Raw genomic sequence first — 22,623 nt, forward strand, 5'->3', positions numbered from 1 at the left:
GAGGTCACTTCCTTCAGGGCCTGCGTTTGATGCACATGGTCGGCCACGACACGGCGCGCTGGTAGGCGAGATCGGCCAGGGTGGGAAGTGGGCTTGCTTCGCTTTTACGGACATCGGAGATCAGGGGCTTGGGCTCCGGAAGGATGATGTTCATTATATGGGGAAGAGGAGGGCGCGTCCTCGGCGCTCGTTCATGCGGAGTTCAAGGCCGAGATCGTCGAGCTGTGCCAGCGTGGTGACCGCTCGGTCGGTCAGGTCGCCAAGGACTTCGACCTGACCGAGACCGCTGTCCGCGACTGGGTCCGCCAGGCCCAGGTCGACGCCGGTGAACGTGACGGCCTGACCAGCAGCGAACGCGAGGAACTGGCCGCGTTGCGGCGTGAGAACCGCAGGCTGCTTGAGGACGTCGACATCCTCAAGCGTGCGACGGCTTTCTTCGCGACGGAGACCCGGTGAACGTGGAACCGTTCATCGAGGCGGAGAAAACCGCAGGTCACAACGTCAAACGGGCGTGTGAACTCCTCAAGCTCTCCTGGACCGCCTACTACGCCCGCCGCAACGGACTCTCCGGCCCCCGGGCGGCGCGGGATGCTGAGCTGACCGAGCAGATCACTGCTGTTCACCAGCGCTCCCACGGCACCTGCGGTGCCCCGCGCGTCCACGCCGTCCTCCAACGCGAAGGAGCCGGCTGCGGACGCCGCCGAATGGCACGCCTGATGCGGCAGGCCGGACCCGCCGGCCGGCACCGCAGGCGCCGCCACCGCACCACCGTTCCCAACCCGCACGCGGCGACCCGACCCGATTTGGTGCTTCGCGATTTCCAGCCCGACCCCGCCGCCATCGACACCCGCTGGTGCGGCGACATCACCTGCATTGCCACCGACGAGGGCTGGCTCTACCTGGCCACCGTCATCGACATCGCCCCCCGCTGCGTCATCGGCTGGACCACCGCCGACCACCTGCGGACCGAACTCGTCGCCGACGCCCTCACGACCGCCTGCCGAACCCGCCGCCCGGCCGGCCGGCCCGGTGATCTTCCACTCCGCCGCGGCTGCCAATACACAAGCCGCGAACTCGCCACCCGGCAACGAATTGCGGCATCAGACTGTCGGTAGGACGCACCGGTCAGTGCTGGGACAACGCCCTTGCCGAATCATTCTTCTCCACTCTTAAGAACGAGCTCGGCAACAGTCAGCCCTGGCCCAGCCAGGCCGCGGCCCACACCGCGATACTCGAGTGGATCGAGAGCTGGTACAACTTGCACCGTCTCCACAGCAGCCTCGGCTACCGCAGCCCCGCCGAATACGAGACTGCCCTGGCAGCCTGACCAACACACCAAACGTGTCCGTCAAAGCGGAACAAGCTCAGGGCAGTTCTCCACGAGCACCAGCTGTCCGTTCTCAGATCCGCAGGATCCAGTGTCTCGTGCTCAACATCCGGGGGCAGCAAGGCCCTCCGTCGCGGGCTTCTTGAGAGGCTTCCCGCCGGGTTCCGGACGTGCGTGTTGGTCGGCATGTCTTCAGACTGGGGGATGAGTATTCAGCCGAACGGTAGGGAGTCGAAATGTCCTGGGCGTCATGGACCACCCCCGCGGTCTTCGCCTCGCCTCACGGGGTGAGAACCTGTGACGGGCGCACCCTCACTGGTGAGATCGGTGTCCACACCACGTGGACCGAGGCCGAACAGCTCGCACATATCAGTGTGCAGTACACCGGAGCAGGTGACTGGTATTGCCTTGTCGGCAGCCCTGTTCCCTGCCTCGGTGAAGAAGCCAGCCGAACCCTCCACGAGGCCGTCGTTCACGCCATACAAACCGGAACGAAACCACCCCTGGCCGTCGAACTCACTCAGCAGTGGACAAACCTATAACTACGGGGGCATAGAGCAGCAGAGGTCCCGGAGAAGAGAGGCCCCGGGACCCTGCCACCGCGACGGGTAGACCCCACCGCCGCGAAATGCCGCTCATCCAACGGCAGGTACTATCCAATCAGCCCATAGCTTCGAGCCCCGCACCCGCCCGCACGGTCACACCAACGGCCCACACCTTCCACCACCGGACTGATTTCGGTCACCAGCATAATTTCAGCGACGGTGGGGAAGCGGTCCTTGACCGGAACCGTGGCCGCCACTGGGCGGGGAGGCTGGCTGCTGGAATGGGCGAGCAATATGGCGGGGTGTCGGCCGTGCGGTGCTCCCGTCGTCAGAGCATCACCACCCGTACTTGGCGGGGCGCCTTGACCATGCCGCTCTCCATGGTACCGAGCACCTCACCGCTGATTGTCCCGCCGGTGACATCCCGCCGGTGATATTTTCGCCACCCGCCTCCTCATCAGCGTCGGCTTCTCGCTCCCTAGGTACCCTCACACCGCCTGCCAACGCCGCCCCTGACCCCGCTCGGGCCGTCGGGCACGTGTCCAGGGTCCGGGGCAAATGCGTCTCGGCCAGACGCTGTTTAGCGTGGAAGGTAGCAGCGGTCGTCGTGTGCGTAACGCGGGGGAGGGCGGGAGTTTTATGGCTGCGGAGCCGGTCAGCAGAACAGCCCACGAGGCGCGCTCATGCGGCAGCCGTGCGTGAGTGGGCCAGACGGGACGAGCGGCTGCGCCGCATAAGCATGCTGATCGGCTTGATCGCATTTGCCGCGGCGATCGGTCTCGCTGGCCGTACTCTTGTGATCCGCCTTACAGCGTTACGTCTTCAGCAGACCTCCGGCAGGGCACCCTACACGGGGCGTTCCCAGCCGACCCGCCTGCGGGCTTCAGCGGGCGACGGCCGACGCGCTGGGCGAGCTCTATCTCCGCGACGGCCGACTACTGGGGGCAGGGGGGCCGCCGGATCTCATGGCCGCCCCGGCAACGTGGCCATGCGGCGTTCATCCGCTACTACCTCGCCGACGCCGACCGGCGGGCTGAACCGTTCTGACTTCTCTGCCGCTCCGTTGTGAGCCATCAGAGAGGATGGGACACGTGCCCAAGAAGATTGACCCCGCGCTTCGGAGCCAGGCTGTGCGTCTGGTGACGCAGCACCGCTCGGAGTACTCCACCGAGCGTGCTGTCCATGTCCAGGTCGCCGAATCGCTCGGCGTCTCCCGGGAGTCCGTACGGCGCTGGGTGGCCCAGCACGAGATCGACACCGGTGTCGCCGCAGGTGTGACCAGTGACGAACGTGAGGAATTGCGGAGGCTGCGGGCGGAGAACAAGCGGCTGCGTGAGGTCAACGAGGTGCTGAAATCGGCGACGATTTTCTTCGCGGGGGAACTCGACCCCCGAAACCGCTGATCGTGGCCTTCGTCGACCAGATGAAGGCGGTCGGTCACGCCGTCGAGTCGATCCTCATCGCCCTGAACACCGCGGGACTGAAGATCGCGGCACGAACCTTGCGAGCCTGGTGCGCCCCAGCAGGGCCGGCGAACGGGCACGCGGCCCGGACCATCAGTGACGCGCTGGTCGAGGACACCATCCGCCAGCTGGCCTTCACCACCAACGCCGCTGGGAAGCGTGTGCTGGCTCCCGAAGGTCTCTATGGCCGGCGCAAGATGCTGGCTCTCATCCGCCGCACCCGTTTTCCCGAGGCCGGGTTCGGGGCTGTGGACCGGGCCATGCGCTCACTCGGCCTGGCCGGCGTCGTGCGGGGGAAAAGACCCAGAACGACCGTCCCCAACCCGGCCGACAGCCGGGCGGCGGACCTGCTGAACAGGGACTTCACCGCTCCGGCTCCCGATGAGAAGTGGATCACCGACTTCACGTATGTCCGCACGTACCAGTCGTTCACCTACGTGGCGTTCATCGTGGACTGCTTCTCCCAGAAGATCGTGGGCTGGCACGCGTCGGTGAAGCGGGATGTGGAGCTGGTCGATGTGCCCCTGCGGATGGCCCTGTGGCGCCGCGGCCAGGAAGGAACCCCGGTCGGGCGGGACCAGCTCATATGCCACTCGGACGCCGGGTCGCAATATACGAGTGTGCGCTTCACCGAACATCTCCGGCTCGAGGGCATCCGTCCCTCGGTCGGGAGCGTCGGTGACGCCTACGACAACGCCCTGATGGAGACCATCAACGGTCTCTACAAGTCCGAGTGCATCCGCACCAGCGTCTTCCACGACGGTCCCTGGAAGACGATCGCTGAGGTCGAGTACGCCACCGCCTGCTGGGTGGAGTGGTACAACAACCGGCGCCTGCACTCAAGTCTGGGCATGATCAGCCCCACCGAGTTCGAGGCAGCCCACTACGCTGACACCCAAGCTGTGGCCGACTGATCACTGGCCAGCAAAACACCGGCAGGAAAGTCGGAACGGTTCAGGCCCTGTCCCCGCTGTTCTGGACCCACGTCAATCCCCACGGCCGGTTCGAGCTGGATATGGGCAACCGGCTCGACCTCGGCCCGCTTGGGAGCAGAGTAGGCCGTGGGGACGAGAGGTGACTGCTGACGCACTCGGATCGTGCCGGTGGGTCATTCTGTCCGCAGGCCGTCGGGGCGCATGAGGCGCCAGAGGGGTGGCAGGGTGAGGAGGGTCACCAAGAGGATGACGCCTGCGCCGATGCCGCTGATCGCTGCGATTGTCGGCCAGTTGATGGTGACGGGGGCGAGGCTCATTTTCAGCAGCATGGTGCCCAGGGCCAGGCCTGCCGCGGTGGACAGCAGCAGGCCGAGGGTAACCGGCAGGGCGGTCTGCCACAGGACCGACATGCCAAGGGTGGTGCGCCGGGTGCCGAAGGCGACCAGTGCGGACAGCAGTTTCTTGCGTTCGCGCAGCTGCTCGAGCTGGGAGACGAGCAGGCTGGCGCCGATGAGCAGTAGGACGCAGGTGGCGCCGATGAATAGGCCGGTGTGGATCGACTGGAATTGGCTGGATCGTGCGGTCGCCTGCAGATCGACGGGGGTCATCGTCGGGTCCTGTCTGGCGACCGCGGTGCGGGCCCGTTCGATTGCGTCGGGTACGGCGGGGTCGAGCTGGAGGTAGAGGGTTGCGGAGCGGGAGGTGCCCAGGTTTAGGGGTGCGGCGCTGGTGGTGGCGAGGATGCCGCTGTTCCGGGTGCCGGTGGGGTCGGGGCGGCTGGCTGCCGGGCGCGCGTCTGCGGGCAGGGTCCAGGGGACGGTTTTGTCGCCGTAGAGGCCCGCGTGCAGTTTCCGTCCCGGCCGGGCCACCTCCGCTGTTGCGGTGTCGTCGTCACCGCCGTGCAGGATGAAGCTGTCGCCGTCCTTGCAGGAGTCCAGGACTGCCACTTCGCGCAGGGCTGTGCAGCTGCCGATGGTGAGGGCGACCGAGGCGGCCTCGTGCTGTGTGCCGGTGGTGGCATTGGTGAGGGTGAGAGGGGTTACCGTGCGGATGCCTTCGGTCCGGCTGATGTCCTTCGCGAGGGTTTCGATGCGTGTGGATGCCTGGGTGTCCGACGGCGCGGAGACCATGAGCGCGGCCCGGGAGGGGTCCTGTCCGGTAGAGCGAGTGTAGTTGCTTTCGATGCCGGTGAACATCATCTGCAGGGCGATCGCCCCGGCGACGGCGACGGCGATGCCGCTGACCAGCCGTGCTGCTGCTGCGCTATTGATCTGCAGCCGACGGACGGCGAGCTGCCAGGAGACCAATCCGCCTCCCAGCCGGGCGACGACGCTCTCGATCATCCAGGGCAGCAGCACAGTAACGCCCGCCAGCAGCAGGACAATGCCGCCGATGACCATCCGCTGGTCGAAGTAGCCCTGGTCGTTGCCCATGCCGGTCATCGGGGCCAGCAGGCCCAGTCCGGCCAGCGGCAGCATCAGCCGCCACCAGAGTTTGCGCCGGGTTGGCCTGGCCGTGCGGACCACTCCGAGCGGCTCGATCACCACACCGCGCAAACCGAGCAGAGTCATCGCGACGGCTGCCGCCGGCACGGCACCGGTGACCAGGGCAGCAAGCCACGGAGTGGGGCTGAGATCGGCCGGGAACACGCTCATCCCGTCCAGTTCGACGCCGTGCGCGAAGTGGCGGGCCAGAAAGAAGAACCCGGCGCCCATCACCAGTCCGGCCAGCGAGCCGGCGAGTGCCTCGCCGGCGGCGATCCTGCGGGCCATCCGCCCGTCGGCGCCGATCAGGCGCAGCGCGGCGAGACGGCGGTCGCGGCGTTCGCCGCCGAAGCGCATGGCGGTGGTGATGAAGACAGCTACCGGTGTCAGCAGGGCGATGAAGACCAGCAGGATCAGGAGGGTCAGGACCGGGTCCAGCGGCTGTGAGGGGGCACTGTTGTCGAAGCCGGTGATGCGCCGGGTCTGGCTGCCGGCCTGTTCCAGGGTGCTGCTGCCCGCGTAGTAGGCGAGTTCGGTGGGGCCGAGCAGGCCCTCGTCACCGATGACCTGAATGGTTTTGCTGGGCAGGCGTTCACGCAGCCACTGGCTGCCTGGGGACTTCAGAAGTTCGCCCAGAGCGGGGGAGATGGCCATCTCTCCTGGGGCGGGGAAGCGTGCGAGGCCTGGTGGTAGGAGGGCATCTGGTCCTTCGGGCTGCAGCAGCCGGCCGTAGATCTCCTGATCATGGAAGCGGGTGTCCGCCGGGGCGATGAGCAGCGTGTTGCGGCCGGGATGCTTCGCGGTGGGCGCCGTGTACTCGCTGCGCGCGTCGGCGCGGGCATCCCGCCCGGCAAACGCACTCGGAAGCGCCGTGGTCACCAGCAGCAGTGCGACGCCCAGGCCGACCCCAATACTGGTGAGCAAGGTGCGGATCCATCCCTCACGGCCTCCGCTTGCCGAGAACCGCACACCCATCAGAAGGTCACGGCCCCAGCGGGTTAAATGTCCGTGGGTGTTCCGGCTCATACGGCGCCCTCCATGCTGCGGGACTTGCCGTCACGCACGATGATCTCGCGATCCGAATACGCCGCCACACGGGTCTCATGGGTGACCAGCACAACCGCGGCTCTGGTGGAGCGAGCCGCCTCGGTGAGCAGCTGCATCACCCGCTCGCCGTTGATCGAGTCCAGAGCGCCAGTCGGCTCGTCGGCGAACAGCACGCGCGGGCCGGTAACCAGCGCACGGGCCACCGCCACCCGCTGCCCCTGGCCGCCGGAGACCTCACCGGGACGCTTGGCACGGAGATCATCGACTTCCAAGCGCTCCATCCACTGCAGCGCCGTGCGCTCGGCGTCTTTGCGCCGGGTGCCGTTCAGCCTCAGCGGGAGTGCCACGTTCTCCACACAGGACAGTTCCGGCACCAGCTGGCCGAACTGAAAGATGAAGCCGAACTCACTGCGGCGCAGGGCGCTGCGCTCGGCGTCGTTCATGGCGGACAGTGTGCGGCCGTCATAGGTGATAGTGCCCGCGTCTGGGGTCACGATCCCGGCCAGGCAGTGCAGCAGGGTCGATTTCCCGGATCCGGATGGGCCCATCACGGCCACCACCTCACCGGGATGGATGGAGAAGCCGGCGCCGTCGAGCGCGGCCGTGCGCCCGTATGACTTCCGCAGGTCCTCGGCTGTGAGCAGGGAGCCAGCAGGGAATGTGTGGTTCATGCGGCGACCTGCTTTGCGAGCGCGTCCAGCCGGGCCGCGGTCAGCTCCAGCCAGCGCAGGTCCGCTTCTAAATGGAACAGAGCGTGATCGCAGATGAGCTGGTCGGCGAGATCACCCTGGCGTTTGCGGTCGGTAAGGATCCGCATAAGCCGCAGATGCTCCGCGCGCTGCACATCCAGCAGCTCGGCGGCATCGCGGCCGGTCAGCAGGGCCAGAACGACCTTCGTGTACAGGGTCGACTGCAGATACGGCTCGGGCTTCTCCGGAGAGGCGAGCCACCGAGCGACATCGGTGACACCCGCTTCGGTGATCGCGTACCGCTTCCGCTCCGGGCCGTCACCGGCCTCGACACCAACGACCTCGACCAGCCCGTTTCTGAGCAGACGCGACATCGTCGAATAGACCTGCCCGTAGTGCAGGGAGCGGTCATGGCCGAACCTCTCGTCGAAGACGCGTTTGAGGTCGTATCCATGGCGGGGGCCGGACTCAAGGAGGCCGAGAAGAGTATGGCTGATAGACATGCCGCCTGACTATACACGTCGGCTATACACTCAGTTGATACGTTGGGTTGATGTCCGCGAAGTGTGACGCACAGCCCGGCTCGCCCTGCCGCTCGCGTAGCGGCGCGGTCGCCTTGGCATAGCACACCTGCCGCTTCACCCAGGTGCCCCGGCTGAAGAACGCTACGGGTGCCCAACCCCGCCGACCGCGGCCCGGGCCGGCCGTGGCGGTCCGGCACCCCACCGCCGGCGCTGATCGACCCGGACCTGCCCAGCGCGGACATCCGCATCGGCTATGCGAGATGCTCGACCCTCAGGCAGGAACTCGACTCCCAGCTCGACGCGCTCAGCAAGCAGGGCATCCCCCGCGACAAGATCTTCAGCGAGAAGATCAGCACCCGCGTCCGGGTCTGCCGCCGCTTCGAGGAGGCGCTGCGGACCGCGCGGGAGGTCAAGGCGCACGCCCCGCACTGCCGGGTCGTCTTCACCGTGTACGAGATGAAGCGGCTGGGCCGCGACGCCGCCGAACTCACCGCGCTCGCCGACCACCTCACCGCCTACGGCCTCATCCTGGAGATGCTCCCCGGCCCCCTGCCCGGCATCTACGACCCCACCGGCCTTGGCAAGCTGCTGTTCGCGTTCTTCGCGGCGATGGCGGAGACCGAACGGGAGAACATCCGCGAATCCACGCTTGAAGGACTCGACACCGCAGCCCGCAAGGGCATACACGGCGGCTGGCCCCCGGTCATTACCGACGACATGCTCCACACCGTGCTGCGGCGCCGCGCGGGCGGCGAGTCCGTCGAGCAGATCCAGCCCGACCTGATCATCCCCACCGGCAAGCGCAAGGGACACAGCCCCTCCGTCGCCAGCATCTATCGAGCGCTCGCCGAGCACGCCAAGCACGAGGCGTACCCAGAAGCCGTCGAGGCCGCGCACGCAGACTTCGCCACTCTCCAGGCCAGCGAGGTCCCTGGACCCCGCCCCGCTGTCCCTGACCGAGCGTCACTCTGATGACAGAGCGCTACTTGTCACTTCGCCGTAGCTTCGGGAGAACAGGGCCGTATCCGAGTGATCTGTCCGATGCCCGTTGGTAGTTGATCGAGCCCGTGCTCTCGGCCTGGCGGTTCGAGCGCCGCGGCCGGGCTCTGGATTTCGGGCGGCCGCCGGAGCATGACCTGGGCCACGACCGCACTGGAGCACGGTCTGCGGCTACCTCGCCAAATGGGCCGACGATGGTGTATTCGCCCAGCTCAACGGCCTGTCAGGCAGCTCCTACGTGAGAAAGAGGGGCGCAAAGCAGAGCTGTCGGCCTGCGTTATGGACGCTCAGAGCGTTAGGACCTCCACCAGCGTCCCCGCTGCCGGCCAGGGCATCGATGCCGGAAAGAAGATCCTGAGCCGGAAGCGGAGCATCGTCACCGACACGCTCGGACTCCTCCTCGCCGCCCTGGTCACGGCGGCGAGCGTGCAGGACTCCGTCGCTGGTACCGAACTCTTGGACCAGGTCGCCGCCAGCCACCCCGGGATCGGGAAGGCCTGGGTCGACGGAGGCTACCGCCAGCACCTCGTCGAGCACGCCGCCACCCTCGGCATCGACATGGAGATCACTGCCCGCAAGCCCGGTACCAGGGGCCTCACCCCGATCCCGAAGCGATGGACGGTCGAGCGGACCTACGGCTAATACTCCAGCAGCGTTTTGCTATCTGGCCTGGTCAGGGGTGTCGTGGGGAGTGTAGTGGGAGGGTGGGGTGCCGGTGGTGGTCTTGGCCGGGTGCTCCACCAACGAGTGGATGAGAGGTATGGGCCGGGCTGAGTCGTGGACAGCTTGTCTTCGTGATCGACGACCACGCGGACGCGGCCTGGGAACGACAACTCGAGGACCTGTTCCTTCGGATCGGCCACCGTTTCGGCCGCGCCGACCTGCGGCGCCGCGGACGGGACTACATACGAGGCCTGCTCGCCCCCGTCGGCCGCAAGAACGGCTGGCAACTGGCCGAATTCGCTGGCCATCGCACGCCCGACGGCCTGCAACGGCTCCTGAACAGGGCGAACTGGGACGCTGACGACGTCCGTGACGACCTCCAGTCCTACGTCGCTGAGCATCTCGGCGAGGAAGCAGGGGTGCTCGTCGTCGACGACACCGGTTTCATCAAGAAGGGCAGCACCTCCGCCGGGGTCCAGCGCCAGTGCTCCGGCACCGCCGGCCGCACCGAAAACTGCCAGATCGGCGTCTTCGCCGCCTACGCCACCACCCGCGGCCGTGCACTGGTCGACCGGGAGCTCTATCTGCCCAAGTCCTGGACGGACGACCGAGACCGCTGCCAGGCGGCAAAGGTCCCCGACGAACGGGGCTTCGCCACCAAAGGAGAGCTGGCCAAGCGCCTGGTCCTGCGTGCTCTGGCCTCCGAACTTCCGATTGCCTGGGTGACAGCGGACGCCGCATACGGGCAAGAGGGACGCTTCCGCCGACTACTGGAGCAGTCCGGGCTCGGCTACGTGCTCGCAGTACCCAAGTCCCAGCAGGTTTTCGGCCCGCGCATCGACCACCTCTTCGCCCGGGCCCCCGACGAGGCATGGGAGGCGATCTCCTGCGGCGACGGCGCCAAGGGGCCACGGCTCTACCACTGGGCGGCCCTGGAGCTGCCCACGGTGGCCGAGTTCGACTACCAGGGACAGGCCCCCGTGCGCCGCCGGTGGGCTCTGGCCCGCCGCAGTCTCAGCAAGCCTGAGGAGATCGCCTACTACCTCGCCTACACACCGCTCGAGACAGCCATTCAGGAGATGGTGCGGATCGCCGGGATGCGCTGGCAGATCGAAGAGTGCTTCCAGGCCGCGAAGAACGAGTGCGGCCTGGACCAGTACGAAGTTCGCCGATACGTGGGCTGGTATCGCCACATCACGCTGGCGATGCTGGCCCACTCCTACCTCGCGGTCATGGCCCACGAAGCGACAAAGGGGGGTGCAGAAACGGTTCCGGCGCCGTGGTTCCCCTCACCGTGGCAGAAGTCCGCCGGCTCCTGGCGCTTCGCCTCGGCCCAGGCGGCCGCCCGGGCCGGGCGCTCCGCCGCCACGTGCTGAGCTGGTCACTTTGGCGTCGCAGACGCCAGGCGACAGCCCGCCACTGCCACTACCAGCGGCGAATCCACTCGTTGGTGGAGCACCCGGCCAAGACCACCACCGGCACCCAACCCTCCCACTACACTCCCCACGACTCCCCTGACCAGGCCAGATAGCAAAACGCTGCTGGAGTACTAGATGTCTACCTCCCCGGCCGCCGCAGCCACGCCTGGATCACCATCAAACACACCACCATCGACGACAGCGCTTCGGAAGAATCAGGGTGATTCCTCCCCCGGCGCGTCCGGCTCCTCTCCCATGTCAGACATCCCGCCCGGCCCGGCCCCGTCATCCGGCCGGTGTGGGCGAGGCGGTGGTGGGAGGGGCTGGTCGAGGGTTTCGGCCAGGGCCAGGGCGTCGGTGTGATGTTCCAGGGCCTGCAGCATGAGTACTGCCAGCTCTCGGCTGGGCCAGGCGTCCTCAGGGACCGGGCCCAGCAGGTAGCCGTTGATCCACACCCGGCCCAGCATACTCGCCGCAGAACCGCACAAGGTGGTGAACAAGGCCGGATCATCCCGGGTCGAAAAGCCGCCCGGCTCCAGATTCAGTTCGTCGAGGAACTGCCACGCCCGGGCGTAGAGCTCATCGGCGTCATGATCGGTTCCGGCGAAACGGCAGGCTACGTCGTCCAGCCACACCCCGGTCATCACCCCCACCGCGTGCAGCAGATCCCGCACCCGCTCCCCGTCCCCCTCCTCACACACCCGCAGCTCCCCGTGCAGCTCTTGCAGCTCACGGATCAGGGCCTCGATGTCGCGCAGCGTCTCCAGACGCAGCACCCGCACCCGGCGGGCCGCGCCCTCCTCGTTTCCCGGCGATCCAGCAGACACAGCCCTATCGTCACCCTGGCTCCTCCCTCCCGCATCCCACGGAACAACAAGCATCCGCGCTCCCTCACTGCCATCGCGCCCGCCTTCACATCCCCCAGCGCCGGCAGTAGTGCTACCTGCCTCCCGGCTCCCCCATCCTCCGCTCTCGCCCACCGCTCCAGAACCTTCAGATTCCCTGCGGTTCCTCACCCCGGCGCGACACGGTAACCGGGCGTATGTTCTACTCGAGGTGCGGTGGGGTGGTAGCTCAGCTGGTCAGAGCAGCGGACTCATAATCCGTCGGCCGTGGGTTCAAGTCCCACCCACCCCACACCTACCACTACCCGGCATCAGCGCTCCCCCGGGCCAAGGGGCACCCCGTCGAGGACATACCAAAATCAGCCGAGCCATTGAGCCTTTCAATCTGGCGCGTATGAGGGCGTGAGCGGCCAGCAGATGGTCTCCGGAGTACTCGGCCGACCGCAGGCCCAGTTCAGAAGCCGGCGCCAACTGCGCGGACCCGCCCGGCAGCAGGGCTCTGACCAGTACGGACGCCAGGTTGGAAGAGGCTCATTCGTGCAGGAGTTGTCTCCTTGCGCGTCAAGAACATCAGCGGGTATAAAAGCAGTCGCCGTGAAAGGGGCGCGGCAGCCGGTCAGGGGCGTCCGGTGGAATGACGTGGTGCCAGGGCCGCTGGATCGCCCCATCTGCCCTGTCGGCTCGTAGAGTTCGCTCAGTATGCCTGCCTAACTGTCTTGCTCGAACTTTCCGAAACCTCTGTATGCGAGCCGACTGTATCGCCGCCGCCCCTGTCCTCCAGCACGTGCGGTATCTGATCGCCCAGCGCCCCCACCTGCCGGTAGCGGCCATCGCCCATGCGGGTGTCGCCTCCTCCACGCTGAAGTCCCTGCTGGGTGATGCTCGGCACGGCCCAGGTGAGGAGCGCACTGTCAGCCCGGCAATCGCACGGCGCCTGCTGTCGCTCGCGATGGCTTGATCTGCCGTGCCGTGAGCGCAGATACGGCGGTCGGTCCACAGACGCCGCCCCGGCCATGCACCATGTGTGGGCGCTGCTGGCCACGCATCCCGTCCTGTCGCAGGCCGCCATCGCTCGGGCGGCCGGAGGGTCGCCCAGCACCCTGGCGGCCGGGCCGCCCTGCACGATGTCGCAGCAGGCACACCCCGGCGCATCCAGCAGGCCGCCGCCCGACAACTCCTCGCCTTGGACCCGGACCTGCTCCTGACCACAGCCCCTGGAGCGACACCATGGATCTGCGGCCGGTCATCGACCACCTCCATGCCCTGCAGCTGCGCTACGAGCGCGCCAGCCGCGCCTTCACCGCTCGCACCGCGAGCGTCAATCCCAGCACTCTGGCCTCCGCCCTGCTGGACCACAACCGTAACCCCCGGCGCGGCCTCCACACTGCGGTGGGTCGGCGGATCCTGGCCCTGAACGAAACCATCGACGACCCTAGCGTCTCACCCAGCGGCAAATCCGCAACCGAGCCACCAGCCCCCCTAGAACCCCGGCCTGCTCCACCTCGAGCTTGGCTTCCTCACCCATCCCGCCCTGGCCGCATAACACCCTGAGCCTGCGGACCGGGTTCGGGTTCAGAGATAGTTTTTTGAGTAAAACTATTCCGGGCCGCATATTTGACAGGCCGCGGCGAGGTAGGGAGCGAGATCACGCCTCAGCACGGACGCCTCATCTGGGACCAATTCGATTTCGTAAGATACGCCATCGACTGCAAAGGAGACAGTTTCCATAGTCGGTGAGATGGCAGAGCCACCTGAGGCTAGCTGCTCTTCTGTGCTGCTGCTCATTCTCCTATGGTTCGGAATTCTATCGAGTGACACGATCGCATGGCGCGTTTCCGCATGGCAAGCGCAGGTACATTGCATGCCGCTCAAAGTTTTCACGGGGCATGACCCGTGATGGCCGGTGATGCACCAACCGAACTTTCCCACGCCGACTCACTTTCCAGCTGAGACTTGCTGACCAGACGACAACACCCTCACCCGCGCCGGACCATCCCCTGGCGCGGGCACGGCCAGCCCAACCTGCCGTGCAAGACGGTAGCGACCATGAGGAGCACGAGAGAGCCCTGGCCTTGGGTAGGAGTGGAGGTAGTCGAACCCTCACGCCGCGAAGGACACCGGGACCTGAAGCGTCTGCCAGTTCCACTCCCGCGACCGCAACAGCCAAGGTCAACGATACCGTCTGCGCATGATGGCCGGTACACGAGGACGGCTTGAGCACGAAGAACAGAATGAACCGGAACAGCGCGGTGCGGCGCCTGTCATTTTAAACCGGCGTTTTCCCCCGGGCCGCTAGGTAGGAGTCTTCCCCTACCGTCACCTTCATTGAATGCTCCGACATAAAATCAGCCCTTTATTAGCACCTCTTTCCCTGCCTGAATCCCAGTACGCCCGGTCATACCCGGCAGGGAACGCTGGTGATGGGGCGTAGAAGATGCAGCCGCCATGGCTGAGCTCGGGGTCCCGCGGGGAACTCCGCCGGTCAGGAATTGCGCAAGCCCGAAGATGCGGCAGCCGAATGTGAACTTACTGGCGGCAAACATCTCTCCGGTTATTTTTTCGTCACCGGCATGCTCCTGGAGGGCGCAAAAATTAGGCCGCCAAAAGCTCCCTGTAGCGTTCACTCTTTAAGCGTCAGTCGAACCACTCAGCCGCATGCGGCAAAGCACTAAAGGTCGAACTCGAGATGCTCGATGTCGGTGAACCGAACCTCCTCTAGGGAGCCGGCGCGGCGGCCGCTGTCCTGGAAGTACTCCTTCTTGAGTCCTTCTGCGGCGATTTCCTGGAGCTCGTCGTCGCTGGCGCCAGCCTCCTGGGGGCTTCGAAGAGGCGGGCGGCGTACTGCGGGTGCAGGGCGACGGTCAGGTGCCGGATGCGGCCCTGGCCCGTGGACCCGATCGGCGCAGTGTAGCCCATACGGGCGCGGGTGTCGATGACAATGCCGCCGGTAGAGGCCGCCTTCGCCCTGACCTTGGCCCTGATCTGCGGCTGCCAGCGCTACTTCACCTCGCACTCCAGGCGCGCGGCGAGAGCGGGGCGCGGGGTCTTGGCCTTGCCCGCCACATAGCGCTACACCTACCGCTGGGACATTCCCAGCAGGTCGGCGACCGGCTTGCTGCCGCCGAGCTTTTTTGACCAGGTACCGCATCTGCGGCCCGCGTTCTTGGGCGCTGGGCGGCTGAGGGCCTTCTGCACTGCGGCCTCCAGGCCGTCCCCGAACAGGCTCATCGCGGCCTCTCCTACTCTACGTTGTCGACGTCGGTGACGGTGCCGTCCTTGATGTACCGGGCGATGTTGAGCTCCGGAGCATTGAACTTCTCCCGGACCTCCTCGCCCCACAGGACGGGCTGGGTGCCCTCGTGCTTGACCAGTCCGGGGTTGATGCCGAGCTTGAACCCGCCCGGGAGCGGCTTGCCATCGCGGTAGGGCATGCAGTCCAGTGGGCTCGGGCCGTTCGAGGCGTAGACGACGCAGTCGGACAGGATCGCGATCGGGTACTGGCCGGTGAACGAGGCGTGCTTGACGATCTTGCGGTGGAGGTTGATCCGGGTGCGGGAGATGACCGCCCCGCGCGGATGTCCGGCCTCCAGGTGGGACGGGACAGGGCGCGCCACGGTTCGCCCGGCCGCCAGCCCTCGGCCCGGGGCCGCTCGCGCAGCTTGCCCAGGCCGCCCTTGACCGTCGTCTTGACCGCCGAGACGACGATCGCCAGCTCCGGGGCACCGTCCTTGTAACCGTCCATCGCGGCGAGGAAGTCGGCCGGGGCGAGGTCGGCTTCGACGCCGAGGTCGACCATCGTGGCGAGGTAGGCGTCGCGCAGCCGCTGGTACCAACCGTCCAGGTACCTCCCGTGCTCGTGCCGCACCCACGCTTCGATCGGGCGCACCTCGTAGCCGACCTCCTGCGCATAGGCAATGGTGGGCGTCGAGTACCAGGCCGGGCCCTCGGGCCGCTCGCCCTTCGGCGTGAACGGGGACGGCAGCAGGCTGTCGTCCAGCTCCACCCACTCCTTGCCGACCTTCACGCGGGACAGGTCGACGTGCGACAGGTCGACCAGCCAGGAGCCGGGCAGCTTCAGGTCGAACACCGTGGCCTTGACGTGCGTCGCCTCCCCGAGGCCAACCGGCAGCCCGTTGGCGTCGGCGGCGAAGGCCATGTTGACGTAGATGCCGACCAGGTGGCGCAGGGTGCACTCCGCGTCGGTCATCGGCCGCGCCCAGTCATACGCCTCCTCGAACAGCTTCTCCGCCGGGCCGCGCGCGTGGAAGTGGGGCACATCCTTGAGGGCGGGGTGGCCGTCGGGCACCTCGCACGGCGGCCAGTTCATCGGGTCGATGGCGTCCTTGCCCAGCGAGCCGGGGTTGTGCTCGGTGTGCCGCTTACCGTCGGCGTCAGGCTCGGAGGCCCGGGTCGGCGGGTGCAGCGCGGTCATCAGCTCCAGACCGATCACGGCCGTGGAACCGCGCGGCGTCATCACCCGGGACGCGTACACGCCCAAGACGCGGGCGAGCTCGGCCGGTGGGAGCTGCCCGGCGTCGCCCCAGTGCCGGGTGTCCAGCGCGTTCCACGACGGGATGGACAGACAGCTGCACGCAGGCCCGCTCCGAAGCGGTCGCCGGCCGGTAGATCCGCGCCCGCGGCCCGAACCCGCGCTTCGTCAGCTTCCACTCCGCGCGGACCAGCTGCTTGATGACCTTCTGGCCCTCCGGGATTCGCCCGGCGGTCCGCTCCTCCTTCGTAAGCGTAACGCGTAGGCCATAGCGCTTGTACGCGGCCTCGGTGAGCACGATCAGCGGGTCGGCGTCCTTGCCCAGCCCGGACAGCTTCGGAGCCCCGAGCTTCGCCTCCTTGAGCGTCCAGTCGTCCAGGGACGGCCGGGACTTGGCGGGCACATCCAGGACCAGGCTGCCCGTGCAGTGCACCAACATTTTGCCGTCCTCGGCGTCGATAACCGCCAACGGCCCGTTCTCGAACGGCGGATCTGTACCGCCCGCCGGGGCGCCGGCCAGGGCCGCCTTCTTCGCACCCGGGCGGCGCGACGTCGACGACATCATGGTGGTGCGCGCCAGACGGGGCGCGGCGGCCGGAGCAGCGGCAGGGGCCTGGGTGTTCTCGGTTGCCGTCATGACCCCACGCTCGGACGCCTGACCTGTAGACAGAGTCTGCGCTTCCGCCGGGGCGGCCGCGGCGGTGAACGTGGCCGGCACCGCAACGTCGGCGGCGGGGGCGGGCGTGGCTGTGCCGGCCGGGGCGGGGTAGAGCTCCGCGAGCTTATCCAGCAGCCGGGCGACATGCTCGACGAGCTCATGAGGGACCTCGAGCGTGGCAGGATAACGGAACCAACAGGGCCCCTTCGGCCGCCGGAGATATGAGTGGACCACGCCACCGACCAGGGGCCCTGCCTCGTCACCACCCCCGCTGACCAGCCCATTTCACCCTCCAGCACAAGATGAAAGAGGCTCAGTCGTCTTATTTGGGTGGCTCTGTTTTCTCTGTGTCATAGTGGGGATCGTTGAGCGGCTGGTGTCGAACGAGTTGTGGGAGTTGCAGCGGGTGGTGCCGGAGGTGCCGTCGCGGCCGCAGGGTGGTGGGGGTCGGCACGGCGACCGGGAAGTGCTGGCCGCGATCGTCTTCGTGGTCACGTCGGGTTGTACCTGGCAGCAGCTGCCTTCGGCAGCGTTCGGCCTGTCCGGAGCGGCCGCCCACAGGCGCTTCTCGCAGTGGTCGAAGGCCAGGGTGTAGGGCAGGCTCCACCGCCTGGTCCTTGATGAACTCGGCACCCGCGAGCTGGACTGGTCGCGGTGCGCGATCGACTCGGTGCCCATACGGGCTCTGAAAAAAAGGGCGACCTGACGGGTCCGAATCCTGTCGACCGGGGAAGTACGGCTCGAAGATCCACCTGATCACGGAACGGCCGGGTCTGCCCACATCCGTCGGCATTTCCGGGGCCAACCTGCACGACAGCCAGGCCCTGATATCGCTCGTCAAGGCCATCCCCCGATCCGCCCGCGCCGTGGTCGGCGACGGCGCAAGCCCGGCAAACTCCACGCCGACAAGGGCTATGACCACACCCACCTGCGGCGGCGGCTACGCGAACGTGGCATCACCCACCGCATCACCGCAAGGGAGTCAAGTCCTCGCAGCGGCTGGGCCGCCACCGCTGGACCGTAGAACGCACCATGGCCGGCTCGCCGGCTGCCGCCGCCTCCACCGACGCTACGAACACAAGACCGACCACTTCCCCGCCTTCACCAGCATCGCCTGCATCCCCATCTGCTACCGCACGCTCACCAAATGAGATGAATTCTGAGGGTAGGGGTGCTCATACCTCCCCATAACGCATTGTTGACAACAACCATAGAATCACGCCTAATTGACGCCCCATCACTAACCAAGTTGACCGGCACACCGCATCAATAGATGAGTAATTAATACCCTGTTGACGTTTGCGTGGTTCGAAATACTTTCTATAAGCAATCGATCCGGCGGTCGCGGTCGTTACCGAGTGCGGCCAGCCGAAACGCGTAAGTCGATAGAGGAGGAAGAAATGAAGAAGGCGGCTCTAGCGATAGTTGCGGCTCTTTTCATGGGCGGGTTCTTTGTTGGCCCTGCGGCCGCGGCGGGTTGCACTTTTGACCACGACACCAACCAGTGGCTTTGCAAGGAAAACTGACGGAAAGTAATGTAGGCAGGCATCGCGTGCAGGCTGAACACTAAAAAGCGACCCGCTTAGCGCCTGGTTCTGAGCGGGTCGCTTCTTTCATGAAAAAGGGCGATAGCGTTCTTGTAACATCCTGCCACAGGAATCATGCCAAGAGGCCCAGCCATGTGGTCGGGGGACCAGGACTATTCGGCACGCTTGGGCGCGTTCACCCTCCGTCAACGAGGGATCGAATGCCACCCTCCCCGAGCGTCCGGGTCAGCTGGCCTGACGCAAGGGGCGTCATGACCGTTACCTCGTTCCCGTCACCCATACCGGTATCCCCACCTGTTTCGGTGTGCTCGGCAGCGTCCAGCAGCACCAGCAGCGGCCACCAGTTAGAGCCTGTTTTCGATCCCCGGTTTTGAGTAGCTTTGGGCCCTAGGCTGGCTGGGTGTCCAAGGACGCCGGGGGCCGGGGAAAGGGTGTGTGAGGGCTGGGGTGAACGGTTGCGGCCGGACGCACGGCCTACTGCTGTGTACTGCTCGGCAGCATGTCGTTCCAGGCAGGGGCGCCGGGACCGCCGGTTGCGCAAGCGGGTGGCCGCGGAGTTGAGTGGCGCTGGCAGGGCCGGGTGCTCCGAGTGCGGGGCGACTTGGGTAGCCGGGGTGGACCGCCGTTCGAATGCGGTCTACTGCTCGCGGCGGCGTGTCACGAGGGCCTGGAGGGCCCGGAAGGAAACGTTCGGTGAACGGTCACAGTGACCGCACCGCGAACGCACCCGGAACCCAAATCCTTTCAGAACGTGGCCAATTACGGCTTTTCGTTGTGATCGTCTTATTTCCGGTCCGACTCTCGGTCGGGAAGCGAGCCGGGTCTCGCCACGGCCGCTTGGCCGTGCACCGGTCCGCGGTGGGTGGTGGAAGCCATGCCCGAAGAGATCGAGTCCGCCGACAAGGTCGGCAGCGTCAGCGGAAACCGTTATGCGGCGATCGTGGCTGAGCTGCGGAAACTGGTCTAGACGTCCAGCCGCATCCAGTTCACGATCGGCGACTACGCCCTCGAAGTCGAGCCGATGCGCGAGGCCGGCGGCCAGGAACGCGGCGATGAGCTGTTCACGGTCAAGGACTCGCTGCTCCGCCTCGCCGAGGACATCGGGGTGTCGTACTCGCAGGTGAGGTCGGCGAGGTGGACCGCGTCGAAGTGGCCAGAGGACCGCCGGGTGTCCGGGGTGTCCTTCACCGTCCACAAGATCATGGCGTCCATCGTCGACGACGAGGAACGGTGGGCCACGGTTTTCACCCCGCCCGAGGGCAGGAGCCGGTGGACACCGGACGAGGCCAACCGGCAGGTCGGCCGGCAGGTCGTCAAGCCTGTCACTCCGCAGGAGAAGATCACCGCGATCCACACCCTGGCCCGTGACGAGGACGTCGCCGCGGTGGTGACCACGGACCTCCTGAAACGTCCGACGGTCGCGGCGAAAGCGCCCGATCAGGAGAAGGTCCGGGGTCGTGGCGGAGTTCACCCGCGACGAGGCGGTGGCGACCACCGCCGCGACCAGCCTGCTCCGCAGGCCGATAGTCGCCTTCCGGGCGATGTCGGAGGACGCCGCCCGCCACCAGGTCAATCACGCCCAGGTCGAGCGGGGCCGGCAGGCCCGTGAGCACTTCGAGCAGACCAGCCCCGTCGCCCCGGCCATCCGCAACATCGACCGATCGGTGGAGTTCCTGGACCTGGTCACCGCCTGCCACGCATTCGTCGCCGCGTCCGGCCGCGTCGTCCCCGGCCTGCGCGAGGCGCCGCTCGGCGACGACGAACGCACCCTCATCCATGAGAACGTCGCACGCGTGAGGGCGACGCTGGACTGCATCGAGACCGCGGTCGACACCGGCAAGGTCGACGTCGACGGAGAGCTGGCCAAACTGCTGCAAGGCGAATAGGCGATGCCTCGCGCTTCCGAGCGCAGATCACCCGCCGCCCAGCGACACGCCGACACCATCCGCTTCGTACTCTTCGAGGCCCGCCCGGCCGGTCTGACCTTCGTTCAGCTGGTCAGATCCAGCGAACTCTCGCCCCACCAGACCCGCTCAGGCCTGACCTGTCTGCGGGACACCATCGCCGAACGTGACTGGCCTCCGCTGATCTGGACCCTGAAGGACGGCTACAAGTTCTGCGCCGACCCGGCCGAGCTCGAGGCATACCAGGTCGCGGTCATCCGCGGCAAGCTCACCGAAATCCGCAGGTTCATCACCGGGACCGTCGCCCCGCCCGCCGCCCTCCAGCCCAAGGGCCGGTGGATCAAACACCTCAACACCCAGCTCAGCTCGGTCGAGTCCACACTTGACGTCATCGCCGACTTCACCGATGCCTGACCGGCGGGGCCAGCCGCTTCGCGGCCGGCCCCGCCCCGTCCATGAGGGGGTAAATGTTGCCGCGCAGGCGCTGCTGTCCCTCCGACACCTGGGACGACGAATGGGCACTGATCGAGCCCATGCTGCCGACACCGGCCTGCGAAACCAAGACCGGCGGCCGTCCCGAGAAACATCCCCGCCGGGAGATCGTGGACGCGATCCGCTATGTCGTCGACACCGGCTGCAAGCGGCGGTCCCTATCCAAGGACTTCCCGCCCTGGCGCACGTGTTACGAGTTCATGGCCCGCCGGGCCGCCTGCGGCGTCGTCGGCCAGATCCGTGACCAGCTCCGCAAGCGGATCCGCCGCGAAATGGGCCGGGCTCCCGGAGCCGTCGCCACCGTCATCGACTCTCAGTCGATCAAGGCCGCCGAGACCGTCGGCAAGAACTCCCGCGGCTACGACGCCGGCAAGAAAATCAACGGCCGCAAGCGGCACCTGGTCGTGGACACCAAGGGCCTGCCGCTGTTCGTCATGGTCACCCCAGCCGATATGACCGATCGCGACGCAGCCAAGGAAGTACTGTTCCGGCTGCGGCTGATGCACCCGGAAATCGCCATCGTCTGGGCTGATGCCGCCTATGCCGGAAAGCTCGTGACCTGGGCAAAGCCATACCTGAACCTGACGATCAAGACCATCAGCCGCCCGAAGTATGTTCCCGGGTTCGTCGTCCTGCCTCGGCGCTGGGTCGTCGAACGCTCACACGCCTGGATCATGCACGCCCGCAGACACGCGCGGGACTACGAACGACTCATCCAGCACTCAGAATCGCTCATCACCTGGGCCGCGATCACCCTCATGACCAGGCGAATCACCCGCAGAAGCTCCCGCAGAACCAAGCAACCGGACTCTCGCGAAGCGCAACGGGACTCATCGAAAAGGCGGTCACGGTCACCACCGCCACCCAGAAGCCGCCCAGCCCATCAGGCCAGCTCGTCCCATCAGATCAGGTCCGAGTTCTCTCTGGCGCCCTCATCTACCACATGAGTCCGGACCAGATCGCTGTCACAGCGGTGACCCCCATGGCCATTGCTCCGCAACCAAGAACGAAGTCACCTGAGCTGCCACCACGAACCGGACCCCGACGTCGGCCGATTCCTGCAACGAACACAGCGGCCACAACACCTGCCGTCCCTCCCAGAAGGCAGAGGAAGACTGCGGGAATCATGCTGAGAAGGGCAATGGCCAAGATCAGTGAACCCGCGGTCACAAGCACCACGGCTGCATTCTGGCGTCTTCGATCTGCTGGCAGGTCATGACCTGCGGTGAATCACTGGGAGAGTAGGAGACAAGCAACTGGTCCCACGACGCATCTTCGAAGTCAGGTTCCTCTGAGTTTGATCCACCCAGCTCAAGCCGCCTCTCCCAGTCCGCGGCTATCGTCTCCCCCACCGAAACAACGGTTTCAATTTCGCCGCTGCCAGCCACTGCCAATCGAAGTCGCAACTCCTGCCTGGAGACACCGAAGACCACGGCAACGACGGACTGCCGACGCATGGAGAAGCGGCGCCAATACCGCAGCCGGCCCCAGCCAGCAGCCATCAGGGCGGAAGCGCCAAGAGGAACGGCCATCGTCACCCAAGTCGGAAGCACCTGTCCCCCAAGAATCGACTACTGATCACCTTCTCGTTGAC

At 66.6% G+C, this 22,623-nt stretch carries 13 protein-coding genes, 1 tRNA gene and 7 pseudogenes; 13 read left to right on the forward strand and 8 right to left on the reverse strand.

Annotated elements, in window-relative coordinates:
• Positions 1 to 207 precede the first annotated feature (207 nt).
• The 4 genes and pseudogenes from AC2RP6_RS00680 to AC2RP6_RS00695 form a co-directional block, all read left to right on the forward strand.
• A pseudogene (locus AC2RP6_RS00680) lies at positions 208 to 456 on the forward strand (transposase); the annotation flags it as partial.
• Entirely contained in the window at positions 453 to 1,115 is a 663-nt protein-coding gene (locus AC2RP6_RS00685) for an IS3 family transposase (RefSeq protein WP_486444359.1), read from the forward strand. The pseudogene AC2RP6_RS00680 and the gene AC2RP6_RS00685, both read left to right, overlap by 4 nt.
• Complete coding sequence (locus AC2RP6_RS00690) at positions 1,106 to 1,327, forward strand: transposase (protein ID WP_486444608.1); 222 nt, start codon at positions 1,106 to 1,108, stop codon at positions 1,325 to 1,327. Before AC2RP6_RS00685 ends, AC2RP6_RS00690 begins: the two co-directional genes overlap by 10 nt.
• A 1,636-nt stretch (positions 1,328 to 2,963) precedes the next feature.
• Positions 2,964 to 4,249, forward strand: a protein-coding gene (locus AC2RP6_RS00695) for an IS3 family transposase (protein ID WP_486444360.1) whose coding sequence is annotated in 2 segments (ribosomal slippage) — positions 2,964 to 3,237 and positions 3,237 to 4,249 — 1,287 coding nt in all. Because the reading frame shifts where the segments join, the coding sequence is not laid out codon by codon here.
• A gap of 194 nt (positions 4,250 to 4,443) precedes the next feature.
• On the opposite strand, the gene AC2RP6_RS00700 is transcribed toward AC2RP6_RS00695, so the two are convergent.
• The 3 genes from AC2RP6_RS00700 to AC2RP6_RS00710 are packed head-to-tail and all read right to left on the reverse strand — an operon-like array spanning position 4,444 to position 7,993.
• Positions 4,444 to 6,780: an ABC transporter permease gene (locus tag AC2RP6_RS00700; RefSeq protein WP_486444361.1), complete on the reverse strand. Its 2,337-nt coding sequence runs from the start codon at positions 6,778 to 6,780 to the stop codon at positions 4,444 to 4,446.
• Complete coding sequence (locus AC2RP6_RS00705; RefSeq protein WP_486444362.1) at positions 6,777 to 7,472, reverse strand: ABC transporter ATP-binding protein; 696 nt, start codon at positions 7,470 to 7,472, stop codon at positions 6,777 to 6,779. The genes AC2RP6_RS00700 and AC2RP6_RS00705 overlap by 4 nt, the downstream gene beginning before the upstream one ends.
• On the reverse strand, positions 7,469 to 7,993 hold the full coding sequence (locus tag AC2RP6_RS00710) for a PadR family transcriptional regulator (protein WP_486444363.1): 525 nt from the start codon (positions 7,991 to 7,993) through the stop codon (positions 7,469 to 7,471). The genes AC2RP6_RS00705 and AC2RP6_RS00710 overlap by 4 nt, the downstream gene beginning before the upstream one ends.
• 168 nt (positions 7,994 to 8,161) lie before the next feature.
• On the opposite strand from AC2RP6_RS00710, the gene AC2RP6_RS00715 reads away from it, so the two are divergent.
• The 3 genes and pseudogenes from AC2RP6_RS00715 (at position 8,162) to AC2RP6_RS00725 (ending at position 11,052) form a co-directional block, all read left to right on the forward strand.
• The gene (locus tag AC2RP6_RS00715) at positions 8,162 to 8,986 is read left to right on the forward strand and encodes a recombinase family protein (RefSeq protein ID WP_486444364.1); all 825 of its coding nucleotides are present in this window, start codon (positions 8,162 to 8,164) and stop codon (positions 8,984 to 8,986) included.
• An 83-nt stretch (positions 8,987 to 9,069) separates the two neighbouring features.
• Positions 9,070 to 9,652 (forward strand): annotated as a pseudogene (locus AC2RP6_RS00720) (transposase); the annotation flags it as partial.
• 155 nt (positions 9,653 to 9,807) lie between these two features.
• Positions 9,808 to 11,052, forward strand: coding sequence for an IS701 family transposase (locus AC2RP6_RS00725; protein ID WP_486444365.1), 1,245 nt, complete (start codon positions 9,808 to 9,810; stop codon positions 11,050 to 11,052).
• 257 nt (positions 11,053 to 11,309) lie between these two features.
• Here the strand turns inward: AC2RP6_RS00725 and AC2RP6_RS00730 are convergent, their stop codons facing one another.
• Positions 11,310 to 11,921 (reverse strand): hypothetical protein, encoded by a 612-nt coding sequence (locus AC2RP6_RS00730; RefSeq protein WP_486444366.1) that lies wholly within the window; start codon positions 11,919 to 11,921, stop codon positions 11,310 to 11,312.
• A 236-nt stretch (positions 11,922 to 12,157) separates the two neighbouring features.
• On the opposite strand from AC2RP6_RS00730, the gene AC2RP6_RS00735 reads away from it, so the two are divergent.
• Positions 12,158 to 12,231: transfer RNA gene (locus AC2RP6_RS00735), tRNA-Ile, on the forward strand.
• Between the two features lie 492 nt (positions 12,232 to 12,723).
• Positions 12,724 to 12,897 (forward strand): hypothetical protein, encoded by a 174-nt coding sequence (locus AC2RP6_RS00740; protein ID WP_486444367.1) that lies wholly within the window; start codon positions 12,724 to 12,726, stop codon positions 12,895 to 12,897.
• A 638-nt stretch (positions 12,898 to 13,535) separates the two neighbouring features.
• On the opposite strand, the gene AC2RP6_RS00745 is transcribed toward AC2RP6_RS00740, so the two are convergent.
• The 3 genes and pseudogenes from AC2RP6_RS00745 to tap form a co-directional block, all read right to left on the reverse strand.
• Positions 13,536 to 13,802, reverse strand: coding sequence for an Lsr2 dimerization domain-containing protein (locus tag AC2RP6_RS00745; protein ID WP_486444609.1), 267 nt, complete (start codon positions 13,800 to 13,802; stop codon positions 13,536 to 13,538).
• An 805-nt stretch (positions 13,803 to 14,607) separates the two neighbouring features.
• Positions 14,608 to 15,167, reverse strand: a pseudogene (gene tpg / locus AC2RP6_RS00750) (telomere-protecting terminal protein Tpg).
• An 11-nt stretch (positions 15,168 to 15,178) separates the two neighbouring features.
• Positions 15,179 to 17,236: pseudogene (gene tap, locus AC2RP6_RS00755) on the reverse strand (telomere-associated protein Tap); the annotation flags it as partial.
• A 202-nt stretch (positions 17,237 to 17,438) separates the two neighbouring features.
• Between tap and AC2RP6_RS00760 the strand changes: the two are divergent.
• The 4 genes and pseudogenes from AC2RP6_RS00760 to AC2RP6_RS00775 form a co-directional block, all read left to right on the forward strand.
• Positions 17,439 to 18,237 (forward strand): annotated as a pseudogene (locus AC2RP6_RS00760) (IS5 family transposase).
• Positions 18,238 to 19,507: 1,270 nt separating this feature from the next.
• Positions 19,508 to 20,519: pseudogene (locus AC2RP6_RS00765) on the forward strand (DUF6192 family protein).
• Between the two features lie 3 nt (positions 20,520 to 20,522).
• The gene (locus AC2RP6_RS00770; RefSeq protein ID WP_486444368.1) at positions 20,523 to 20,951 is read left to right on the forward strand and encodes a RacP protein; all 429 of its coding nucleotides are present in this window, start codon (positions 20,523 to 20,525) and stop codon (positions 20,949 to 20,951) included.
• 53 nt (positions 20,952 to 21,004) lie between these two features.
• A pseudogene (locus AC2RP6_RS00775) lies at positions 21,005 to 21,962 on the forward strand (IS5 family transposase); the annotation flags it as partial.
• A gap of 233 nt (positions 21,963 to 22,195) precedes the next feature.
• On the opposite strand, the gene AC2RP6_RS00780 reads toward AC2RP6_RS00775, so the two are convergent.
• Positions 22,196 to 22,567 carry a hypothetical protein gene (locus AC2RP6_RS00780; RefSeq protein WP_486444369.1) on the reverse strand — a complete coding sequence of 124 codons (372 nt, stop codon included), beginning with the start codon at positions 22,565 to 22,567 and terminating at the stop codon, positions 22,196 to 22,198.
• Positions 22,568 to 22,623 lie beyond the last annotated feature (56 nt).

The organism is Streptomyces sp. WAC03905, from assembly GCF_057371075.1.

Excerpts from the sequence above, each read along its gene's own strand:
- AC2RP6_RS00710 (WP_486444363.1), bottom strand. The coding sequence starts at position 7,993 with ATGTCTATCAGCCATACTCTTCTCGGCCTCCTTGAGTCCGGCCCCCGC.
- AC2RP6_RS00745 (WP_486444609.1), bottom strand. The coding sequence starts at position 13,802 with ATGCAATGTACCTGCGCTTGCCATGCGGAAACGCGCCATGCGATCGTG.
- AC2RP6_RS00770 (WP_486444368.1), top strand. The coding sequence starts at position 20,523 with ATGCCTCGCGCTTCCGAGCGCAGATCACCCGCCGCCCAGCGACACGCC.
- AC2RP6_RS00700 (WP_486444361.1), bottom strand. The coding sequence starts at position 6,780 with ATGAGCCGGAACACCCACGGACATTTAACCCGCTGGGGCCGTGACCTT.
- AC2RP6_RS00705 (WP_486444362.1), bottom strand. The coding sequence starts at position 7,472 with ATGAACCACACATTCCCTGCTGGCTCCCTGCTCACAGCCGAGGACCTG.